The 10,913-nt window shown below is 62.1% G+C and carries 7 protein-coding genes; all 7 read right to left on the bottom strand.

What is annotated here, in order from left to right; all coding sequences use genetic code 11:
- Nucleotides 1–31 precede the first annotated feature (31 nt).
- Nucleotides 32–1,123 (bottom strand): polyamine ABC transporter substrate-binding protein, encoded by a 1,092-nt coding sequence (locus C4J93_RS26660; protein ID WP_124430794.1) that lies wholly within the window; start codon nt 1,121–1,123, stop codon nt 32–34.
- Entirely contained in the window at nt 1,120–2,154 is a 1,035-nt protein-coding gene (locus C4J93_RS26655; protein WP_124430793.1) for a histone deacetylase family protein, read from the bottom strand. Before C4J93_RS26655 ends, C4J93_RS26660 begins: the two co-directional genes overlap by 4 nt.
- A gap of 157 nt (nt 2,155–2,311) precedes the next feature.
- Nucleotides 2,312–3,304 (bottom strand): AraC family transcriptional regulator, encoded by a 993-nt coding sequence (locus tag C4J93_RS26650; RefSeq protein WP_124430792.1) that lies wholly within the window; start codon nt 3,302–3,304, stop codon nt 2,312–2,314.
- Between the two features lie 48 nt (nt 3,305–3,352).
- Nucleotides 3,353–6,922 carry a dermonecrotic toxin domain-containing protein gene (locus C4J93_RS26645; RefSeq protein WP_256660121.1) on the bottom strand — a complete coding sequence of 1,190 codons (3,570 nt, stop codon included), beginning with the start codon at nt 6,920–6,922 and terminating at the stop codon, nt 3,353–3,355.
- Nucleotides 6,859–7,929, bottom strand: coding sequence for a hypothetical protein (locus tag C4J93_RS27545; protein ID WP_256660120.1), 1,071 nt, complete (start codon nt 7,927–7,929; stop codon nt 6,859–6,861). The genes C4J93_RS26645 and C4J93_RS27545 overlap by 64 nt, the downstream gene beginning before the upstream one ends.
- A 115-nt stretch (nt 7,930–8,044) precedes the next feature.
- Nucleotides 8,045–9,022, bottom strand: a complete 978-nt coding sequence (locus C4J93_RS26640) for an asparaginase (RefSeq protein WP_124430791.1) — start codon at nt 9,020–9,022, stop codon at nt 8,045–8,047.
- Nucleotides 9,023–9,099: 77 nt separating this feature from the next.
- Entirely contained in the window at nt 9,100–10,545 is a 1,446-nt protein-coding gene (locus tag C4J93_RS26635; RefSeq protein WP_124430790.1) for a sodium:alanine symporter family protein, read from the bottom strand.
- Nucleotides 10,546–10,913: the final 368 nt, after the last annotated feature.

Genomic DNA, 10,913 nt, shown 5'->3' with positions numbered 1-10,913 from the left:
GCCAGGGCGCGTGGGCCCTGGCCGACGCTTATCAGGTCCCGGACTTGATCTTGCTCCAGGCGCGGGTCCTGGCGCGTTCGGCGTCGCGACCCAGGGGTTTCAAGGTGTAGAGCGTGGCCATTGCCGCCTCGGTGGGGTACAGGTTGGGGTTGTTGCGGATCGCCGGGTCGACCTGCAAGGTGGCGTCCTTGTTGGGGTTGGGGTAGCCGACGAAATCGCTGATCGGCGCAATCACCTGGGGTTGCAGCAGGTAATTGATGAAGGTGTAGGCGTCCTGCGGGTTTTTCGCGCCCTTGGGAATGGCCAGCATATCGAACCAGATCGGCGCGCCCTCCCTGGGCAGGCGCATATCGACGGTCACGCCGTTCTTGGCCTCCTTGGCCCGGTTGGCCGCCTGGGAGAAGCTGCCGGAGTAGCCGACGGCGACGCAGATGTCGCCGTTGGCGATATCGGCCATGTATTTGGAGGAATGGAAGTAGGTGATGTACGGCCGAATCTTCATCAACAGCGCTTCGGCTTTTTCATAGTCCTTGGGGTTGCTGCTGTTAGGGTCCAGGCCCAGGTGCTGCAAGGCCAGGGGCAGGATCTCCGAGGGTGAATCCAGCAGCGCGACGCCGCATTGCTTGAGTTTGCTGATGTTCTCTTCCTTGAAGATCAGGTCCCAGCTGTCCACCGGTGCATCGGCACCCAGCGCGGCCTTGACCTTGTCCGGGTTGAAGCCGATCAGGATCGTGCCGTACATGTAGGGCACGGCGAATTTATTGCCCGGATCGTTAGCCTCGATCAGCTTCATCAGCTTGGGGTCCAGGTGGTTCCAGTTCGGCAATTGGCTGCGGTCCAGGGGTTGGAACACACCGGCCTCGATCTGCTTGGCCAGGAACACATTGGATGGCACCACCACGTCGTAGCCGGCGTTGCCGGTGAGCAACTTGGCTTCCAGGGCTTCGTTGGTGTCGAAGATGTCGTAGACCAGCTTGATTGCCGGGTGCCCGGCCTTGAAGTCGTCCAGGGCCTTGGGCGTGATGTAGTCGAACCAGTTGTAGACCCGCAGGGTTTTTTCTTCGGCGTGGACGGCGCTGCTCAACACGGCGGCGCAGAGCACAAGCGACTTGAGCGTGTTCATTCGATTGACCCCTCAAAACCTTCGAGAACGTTGACGGCATTGATGCCGATTTCTTCCACGGCGTAACCGCCTTCCATCACAAACAACGTCGGCTTGCCCAGGCGCGCGATACGCGCACCCATGACAAGGTAGTCCGGGCTGTCGAGCTTGAACTGCGAGATGGGGTCGTCCTTGAAGGTGTCCACTCCCAAGGAGACCACGATAACGTCGGCGCCATACCGCTCGATTTCCACGCACGCCTGTTCCAGGGCGGCGCTCCAGGTGCCCCAGCCGGAACCGGCCGGCAGCGGGTAGTTGAAATTGAAGCCTTTGCCGGCGCCTTCTCCCAGCTCGTCGGCATAACCGAGGAAAAACGGAAACTCTGCCTCCGGATGCCCGTGGATCGAGGCGAAGAGCACGTCACTGCGTTCATAGAAAATCGATTGAGTGCCATTGCCGTGGTGGTAATCGACGTCGAGTATTGCGACCTTCGCGTCGCCCTGATCAATAAAGGCCTGGGCGGCGATGGCAGCGTTGTTGAGGTAGCAATACCCGCCCATCAGGTCGCTGGCGGCGTGATGCCCCGGTGGTCGGCACAGGGCGAAGGCGCTGTGGGCGCCGTGTTGGATCGCCTGTTGCGCGGTCAGCGCGACCTGCGCCGCGCTGTAGGCCGCTTGCCAAGTGCCAGCGGTAATCGGTGCGCCGCCGTCGAAGCTGTAATAGCCCAACTGGCCGTGCAGGCTGGTGGGCAGTACGCGGCGCAAGGTGCGGGCGGGCCAGGTGTAGGGCAACAGGTCGCCGTCCTGGCCGAAGGTGGTCCAGCGTTGCCAGGCGCCTTTGAAAAAATCTAGGTAGTCGCGGCTGTGGATGCGCTGCAAGGGGGCCAGGCCGAAGTCTTGAGGCGCTTGCACCGGGCCCAGCTCGCGCTCGTTGACGCGCTGCAGTACGTGGTCGGCGCGCGAAGGCATTTCAAAACAGGGCATCAATTGCCCGTCCATCAATTCGCAACGGCCGTGGTGCAGGTGATGATCGTCCGAGTAGATCGTCAGCATTGTTGTTGTTCTCCGCAGGCTGAGTGGGGTGCCTTGCAGTGTTGCGGCGTGCGCAGATTTGGAGAATGGCAGGAGCGGCCAAAAGGAGATAAATAGGGCCAAAGAATGTGTCCGCTATTCGCCCCTCAATGGCGCGGCGGCGCCCCAGGCCTGTGCGTCACGGCCGGAACTGACTGGGCGCCACGCCGCTCCAGCGTACGAAGGCATGCCGGAAACTGGCGGTTTCGCTGAAGCCCAACTGCTCGGCAATACGGTAGATCGGTAGTTTGTCCTCCCCCAGCAGTTGCTTGGCCTGCTCGAAGCGCAACTCGTCCAGCATTTCCTGGTAGCTACACCCCATGGCATGCAGGTGTCGGCGCAAGGTGCGCGGTGAACAGTTCATCTGCTCGGCCAAGCCATCGATGCCGGGGGCGGCGTTCAATTGCGTTGCCAGCAATAGGCGCACCCGGCCCAGCCAGGCCTGGCGACCGGTGAATTCGGTATTTTGTTTGCGGCAGCGCTCGGCCATGGCGCGGTGGGTGATGGCGTCGGCCAAGGGTAAAGGTTGCTCGAGCCAGTGCCGGTCGAAGGCAAAGGCATTGGCGGTGGCTTCGAATGTCAACGGGCAGTCGAAGCGCTCGGCATACCGCGCCTGATAGTCCGGCGCGCTGTGTTCGAAGCGGGCTCCGAGCAGCGGCAGGGGCTGGCCCAGCAAGTCGTCACAAATGACTTTTAACGAGACCAGGCACAGCTCGACGTTGAATACGGTCAGCGCCGGGTTTTCCCGATAATCGCTGGCGGTGAACCAGATGCGTTGGCCGTCTGTTTCCAGGCTCAACTCAAACAGTGTTCCCAGCAGCGCCGGGTAGCGCAGGGCCAGGCGCAAAGCGTCACCGAAGGTGGCACTGGTGAGCAGCGCATAACCGAGCATGCCGTAGGACGACACGTGCATGCGCCGCCCCAATTCCAGGCCAATATCGCGGCGCAAGGCCACGGCGTTGGCACACACGCGCATCTCCTGGTTGGTGGTGATGCGCGTGTCGGCGTGGCTCAGGTCCGCGCCGCAGATGCCGCTGCCGGCGAGCAATGCATCAGCGGCCACGCCTTGGGCCTTGAAGGTGTCGAGCACCAGGGCAACCGCGTTCAGCGTGGTCAGGTGCGAGTGCAGCATGGGTGGTTCCTGCCGGGGTTTGGCAGGAAGCAGCAAGGAGTGTGCCGATCAGTGGTCGAAAAATAAGCGCTTGGCCGCTTCCAGGTTGATCTCGCTGCGGAAATAAGCAATTTGCTGTTGCTCATTGAGCCCTTGCATGGAATCGGCCAGCGACCCCTTGCGGTACTCCTGGGGCGTTTTCAAGCGCGCGGAAATAAAGGCTTTGGCCGGCGTCCAGGCCGCCGAGTAATGAAAGTGCGCATACCACAGCACCTCATGGCTGTAGCGTTCGCTGATGGTGTATTCATCCAGATAATCCGGCACGGTGCTCTTGAGCCGACGCCGCTTGATGACCTTCTTGATGATGATCGCGTTGCGGTCCTTGAGCCACTCAACCCCGGCGGGGGTCGGGGCATGTTGCTTGATCATGCGCATCATGTGATCGGAGGCGAGTTTATAAAGCGCCTGCGCCGCGTCGTTGAGTTGTTTGCCGAGGCTGGCTGCCGACTGTGAGTGGGTTTCTGGGACGTTGTCGCGAGCCAGCGCCTTCTCGATGTGCCGGTTGGTTTCTTCGAGCAGCAAAGCATGCCGGTGATACAGGTACTCGATGCCGACGGCGGTGCGATCCTGCTTTTTTGCCTGCTCGACGGCGCGCTGCTTGAAGGCTGCCAGACCGTCCAGCAGTGCCCGGCCGTGGTCCAGGCTGACCTGGAGGTCGGGCACCACATCCTCGCCTTCGGGCGTGGTGACACGTTGCACCCACACGTTCGGGCTTTTCTCATGGAAGGTTGCGATGACCTGCTGGGTCAGCGGTGACCGGATATCCACCATGTCGGTTTCAAGACCGATGGGCGTCAGCCGAGGTTCACCGATCAGTACGCCGTTGTAACGGGTGTGGATGAATTTTTTCAGCGGCCTTGGCGGTGTCTGCGGTGGCGTCGGCCGGTTTCGGAAGACGTCACGCTCGGCGTGCAACAGGCTTAAATGCTGCAGGGCCTCCTGGGAAAATTCGCGCAACTTCAGACGCAGGCCTTGCAGCGGGTCCGACAGGACCACGGCGGGAAACTCCTGAGGGAAATCGTCCAGGCGTTCATCGATGACCTTGAATTGCTCGATCAGGCTGCCCAGCGAGTCGATACGTTCATCCAGGCGTGATTCGCTGCGCTCGTGCAGGGTGTCGCGCAACGCCTGGACCGAGAGGTCGGCGCTATCGACGATCTCGTCCATGGCCTTCCAGGCATCGGGTTCGGTGGACGCGCTGGTTTTTTCCAGGCACAGGTTGCGCGCCAGGGTCACCTGCAGTGCCTTGAGATCGGTGCTGGTGTAGGCCGGCAGTCGCTTCCTGGCGTCCTGGATCAGGCGCATTCCGTCCTGGGCCAGGGTACGCAGTTGGGCGAATCGCGTTTGCGTGTAATCCAGGCGCGCGATCATGTCCTCGCTCAGCTCGGTCATTTGTTGCGCGCCCGCCACCTCGCGCTGCCCGGTTTCGCGGCTCTGGCGTTCGATCTGGTCCAGGGTGGTCTTGAGCTTGGGGGTAAAAAGGGTTTGCGCTTCGCGGATTCCGGCTTCGTTGAGTTCCAGTTGCGCGCGTACGTAGCCCAGGGCCTTTTGTTGATAGTCGGGCACCGAGGTGAATACGTTCAGGGTCTTGAGTTGCTGCAGCGCCGTTTCATAGTCGGCACTCTGGGTGCCGAGCTTCTCCAGGTAGAGTTCGCGCTTGGCGGCGGCGGAGGTTCCAGGCGCTTCGGTCATGGCCCGATGGGTTTGCTGCAGCTCGCTTTGCGCGGTTTTTTTCGCGTTTTCGAAAGCCACCAGTTTGTCGCGTACTTCGGCGGCCTGCAGGGTCGCTTCGGCTTTCGCCAGCTTGAGCATCCGTTTGGGGCCACCGCCGCGCAGGCGCAAGCGGGTGTCGATAACCCACTGGCCCGCCGCGCTGTGAAACAGCGTCGGGCCTGTTCGCTCGGGCTGCTGCGGGTCGATGATCATGACGGTATCGTTCTCGTCCACGGCGACTTCAAACCAGCGTTCGCCGACCTGGGCGTAGTACTTATGGTCGTGCCGGGTCAGGTGTTGGTGCGGCCCCTGGTTCGTTTCGACGGTGCTCGGCTCGTGCGGCTTGCTCACCTTGAAGCTGTCCAGCACACGGCCCAGTGTGGCTGGCGCCCGATTGACCGCGCCGCTGGTGTGCAGCCATCGCGCATGGCCGGGTGGCAACTCATGGGTGGCAATCGTTTCCAGTTGGAGGGTTTCCACGGTGGGCAGCGGCGCTGGCTTGATGAGCGTGGTCTCGGGCTCCCGGCGACGGCCCACGGGCCGCAGGCGCGTGCTGATGTGCAGGGTAATCGCGGTCGCGAGGTTGAGCAGCACATCGGTGAACGCCGCCCATTGCGCGGGTTTTGCGCCGTCCTCCCAGGCAATCACGAACTGTTGCACTTGCTCGACGACCTGCCAGATCCAGGCGCCGGTTGCCACGGTCGGGCTGGCAAACGGCAGTGCGGCATTGAGCAGCGTCCAGCCGGCATGCTTGAGCGTCTCCCAGCGGTTTTCCGCATTCGACACCGACTGGTGATCGGCGAGCTTGATCAGGGCGTGGGCATTGGCCTCATAGAGGGTGGTAAACAGATCGCCGTCGAGCGTGCGTTCACCCAGGCTTATCGGTCCGCTCATGGTCCATTGCGTCGAGGTGTCCACCAGAAAGTCCGCGACGGCCCACGGCGAGGGCAGTGCCCCGGGGAACACATAATTGGCGTAATGGTTGCGCATGTCATCAGGCAGCCACGCCAGCACTGACTTGCGCAGGTCGGGGGACTGGGCGATGGCATACATCAGGTTGGCGTGGGAAGGGTATTGGATCAGGGCCGGGTCAAACTGCGGCCGATACAGCAGGCAGGGGCCGGCGGAAGAGCCCTTCGCGCCGATCACGTACATGTTTTCCACCTCGTCCGGCGAGCCATCGCTGCGGCGCTGGGGCACGAAGGCCAAGGGCCGGATGACAATGTCTTGCCCGTCGACCTTGCGGTCCTCGACGTCAGCCTGCATCGCGGCGGCGACGTAGCGGTAGCCTTGTTCATCAATCCCGTGTTCGCGACGAATCTTGCATTGCAGGGCCAGCAGCGGCAGTTGGATGCGCAGGTGGTGGGCGTAGAGACGCTTTCGCCGTGAGGCTTCGCTCTTGATCTCCAGCAGCTTGCGGTTGATCAGTGCCGGGTACTGCTTGCCGATATCGGCCTTGCTGACAAGGCTTTCCACATAATCGACGGTCATCCATTGCGGCAACGGCCGCTCATTGCTTTGGAGCAGCGTCTTGTTGCCCAGCGGCACCGCGATCAAGTTCTGCAAGGCCAGTTCGCTGAGGCTGAAGGTGGTGGTGTCCGTCTGTCCCGGCACGGTGAAAGTGCCCCACACGACCAGGCTTTGAACCCGGATGCTGAGCTTGTCCAGCGGCAGGTGCAGCGCCTCTGGATGCTCCTTGAGCATTTCGACCTTCAGCGCCTCAAGCGCATATTGCTCGATGGGCGGGATATCGTCCTGGTAGGACTTGCCCAGGTTCATGCTTTGCAGGGCGGCCAGGTCTTTCAAATGCCGCGAATAGAAACCCAGGTCAGAGAGAGAGGCTTGCCGCAGCCAGTCCGGCAGCACTTGCCGGTACCAATCCAGGGGCGGCCCGTTTTTGGCGATCTGCTCGGGGTAACCAGCGCCGGTGCCGTCTCGGGTTCATCGTCGATGGAAAAATCCTGGGTGCCGATGGCCTCGATCTGCAGGGCGATCAGGCTGCAGGCCTGGTGGTCGAAAAAGTCCCCGGTCGGTTCGAACAGCCGCCACTGGATTTTTTTTCGCGTGGCCGACGGGCTCAGCCGGTCCGGCAGGCTCTGGCCAAGTTGCTCCAGCGAGGCGAATTTTTCATACCCCTTGAGCAGGGAGTAGGTGAGGATAATCTCGCGTTCGTCCCGTCGACCGATCAGTACGGCTGTCGAGCATTCGTTCAAATGCGTGACTTTTTCGTCGTCGACCTGATCGATGTCGATCAGGCACGCTCGCAGGTTGTAAGGGTCATTGAGCCGCCCGCTACGGGCCGGGGCGTGAAACAACAGGCGAGCCATGGCGCAGTCGTCGTCATCCCAGCCGTCCACCCGCTGAACATTCCACGCTGCCCGCAATGAGTTGGAAAACCCATGCCAGCGCGGGCCGTCGTCGGTGCTGTGGTTCCAGAATTCCACCTGCTGTTCCTGGAACGCGGCCGGCATCACCGGCGCCAGGGTGTTGAGGGTGTGGGCGATGTCGACAATGCGCACGGGCAGCAGCATCGGCGGGTCGGTCAGCGGTTGCTGGGTGAGGAAGTGTTCGCCTTCAATGTACGTTGTCGTCCCGCCGACTACGGACTGTCTGGCCAGGATGTCGCTGAGGGTTTGATAGAACGTCAGCCCGGGGACGATCTTGTCCTCGACGATTTCCCAGGATGGGCTGCCGACCAGGCTGAGGTCGGGATTGATGTCGAGTGCCGGGTACTGCTCTTGTAAGGTCTGGCGCAACAACACTGAGGCCACTTCTCTGAATGAGGGCCGTGCAGTGAGTTGGGTGAGCAGGTCCAGTGTCAGGTCCGCAGGCTTGACGGATGGCTGCTCAAAAGTTCGGCTGTGCGTAGTCATGGGGCATCCCTGTCTGGCCGGTTGATGGAAGCGACCCGAGGTCTCCACTCGGGTGTTCCATGCTAGGTACCGGCCAGTCAGGGCAGGGGGTGATTATGTAGCGGTCGACGCTGGCTCAGCGCAGCTCCCCACACAGGTCCAGTTCGACCAGGCGGCGGGTATCGGCGGTGGCCAGGCCGGCACCCAGCAGGGCGTTGAGCTTGCCGAAGGCCGCTTCGCGGGTCATGCCGCCGCCCGACAACACGCCCACGCCGCGCAGGCGGCTGCCGGCTTCATACACATCCAGTTCCACGCCGCCTTCATGGCATTGAGTGATGGCGACGACCACGATGCCCAGGTCCTGCGCACGTTGGAGGCTGGCGAGAAACGCCGGGTTGTCGCTGGGCCCGGTGCCGCTGCCGAAGCATTCCAGGATCAGCGCGCCGATCCCGCTGTCGATCAGCGCATCCAGTTGCCCGGCGCCGATCCCTGGCACCAGCGGCAACACGCCGACGTTGGCCAGGGCCTTGGGCTGGCGGTAATCCAGGGCGGCGGGAAGCGACTCGGCCTTGGCCGCGCCGCCGTTGCGCTGCAGCGCGGCGAAGGGGTGGCGTCCAAAGCTGCGGATTTTCGCGCAACGGGTCGGCGCCATCAGCGCGCCGTGGAAGTACAGGTGCACGCCCGGTGCCAGGCCTTCGCCCAGCGCGGCCAAGGCGCCACTGACATTTTCCCAGGCATCGCTGTCGGGCACACCGGCCGGCAGCATTGAGCCGGTAAACACCACCGGTGCCGGCAGGCCCAGCAGTTGGAAACTCATGGCTGCCGCGCTGTAGGCCAGGGTGTCGGTGCCATGCAGGATCAGCACCGCGTCGCAGCCCTCGTCAACGGCTTCGACCACGGCGGTGCGCAGGCGCTGCCAGTAGGCGGGGGTCATGTTGGCGCTGTCGATCAGCGGGGACATTTCCCGGAAACGCCAGGCGGGCGCTTGCAGGTTGGCGAACTGGTCACGCATGCGGGCTTCGAATCCGGAAGCGGGTGCCAGGCCATTGGCGCTGGCCTGCATGCCGATGGTGCCACCGGTGTAGAGCACCATGACGTTATTGGCTGGTTGCATTTGAAAATCTCCTGAACGAAAAACGCCGCCGGGCCCAGAGCATGCCCAAGGCCAGGCGGCGTGTCATCTGTCTACGCTCAGCGTTGCACTTGAGCGTTCAATTCAGCCGCCGGGGTCGCTTGCGGTTTTACCGGATTCGCCGGCCAGGCCTTGCGGTCCAGGTCCAGATCAGGGAACTGGCTGGAGTCGAACACCGGGGTCTTGATGCCTGCGGCGCGCTGATTGTCGTAGTCGTTCAGGATGCGCATGGCGATCTTGAACAGGAACGCCAGGGCGAACAGGTTGACGAACGCCAGCATGGTCATGGTGATGTCGGCGAAGGCGAACACGGTGCCCAGGTTCTCGATGGAACCCCAGAAAATCAGCACCAGCACCAGTGCGCGGTAGCCCATCAGCACCTTGCGGTTGTTGCCGACCAAAAAGCGCAGGTTGCTCTCGCCCAGGTAGTAGTTGTACATGATCGACGTGAACACGAACAACGCCAGGGCCACCGAGATGAACATGCGGCCCCAGTCACCCACCACTGCCGCCAGGGAGTTCTGGGTCAGGGCAATGCCGTCGCCTTCGAAGCCTGGGGTGTAGAAGCCGGACAGCAGGATCAGCAAGGCGGTGCAGGTGCAGATCACAAAGGTGTCGAGGAACACGCTGAACGCTTGCACCACACCCTGGGCGATCGGGTGTTCCACCGACGCCACGGCTGCCACGTTAGGCGCGCTGCCCAGGCCGGCTTCGTTGGCGAACACGCCGCGTTTGACGCCCATGATGATCGCGCTGCCCACCAGGCCACCGAAGGCCTGGTCGAGGCCGAACGCGCTTTTGACGATCGTCGCGAGCATGGCCGGCACGTGGTCGAATTGCAGCACGATCACGTACAGGGTCACGGCGATGTAGACCAGGGTCTTGACCGGCACCAGCAGGTCGGCGATCGAGGCGATACGCTTGATACCACCAATGAACACCAGGCCCAGCAATACCGCCAGCGCGAGGCCGGTGTAGGTGGTGTCGAGGCCGAAAGCGTTATTCAGCGAGTGAGTCACGGCGTGAGCTTGCAGGCCGTTGAAGGCAAAGCCGAAGGTCACCAGCAACAGGAACGCCATGACCATGCCCAGCCAGCGCTTATGCAGGCCGTGCTGAATGTAGTAAGCCGGGCCGCCACGGTAAGTGCCTTCGGCGTCAGTGCGTTTGTACAGCTGACCGAGTGAGCACTCGATAAAGCTCGACGACATGCCCACCAGCGCGGTGACCCACATCCAGAACACGGCACCCGGGCCACCCAGGGTTACGGCAATGCCGACACCAGCGATGTTACCGGCACCCACGCGGCCGGCCAGGCTGAGCATCAGCGCCTGGAACGAGCTGAGTTGGCCGGAGCTGCTCTTCAGGCTGTCTTTAAACACCGAGAACATGTGGAAAAAGTGACGCAACTGCACGAAACGCGAGCGAATCGTGAAATAACCGCCGAGCCCGACAATGAGCACGATCAGTACTTTCCCTGAGAGGAAGTCGTTGATGACTTCGAGCATGGAGTGTTCCTCGCTGATTTTTCTAATGGCAAACGCAGGACGGTCCGACACATCGTATGGCACCAGGCAGTGCACGACGTTCGACCCCGATCCTTTTGCGGGTGTTGTTATTCATGCGGTTTCGCGTTGTACCCGGGCCTCGTTACCGACGGCCGCAGACGCGAAGAGGGGCGGCACTATACCTAGGCGAATGTGATCCGTCTGCCTGGGCCGATTAAAGGTTTCAGCCAAGCCGTTACAGGAGAGGTGGGTTTGCGGTGCGATATTGGATTTTTTATGGGCGTCATTTCACAACCTCAGAGCAAAAAAAAGGGCCTGAAGAACGAGCCTTCAGGCCCTCAAAAGGTGAGAGGTGTCTAGTCCCTCAA

This window comes from Pseudomonas sp. R2-37-08W, assembly GCF_003851705.1.
In the GTDB taxonomy this organism is placed as follows: Bacteria; Pseudomonadota; Gammaproteobacteria; order Pseudomonadales; family Pseudomonadaceae; genus Aquipseudomonas.
This window is presented reverse-complemented; position numbering and strand designations above follow the sequence as displayed.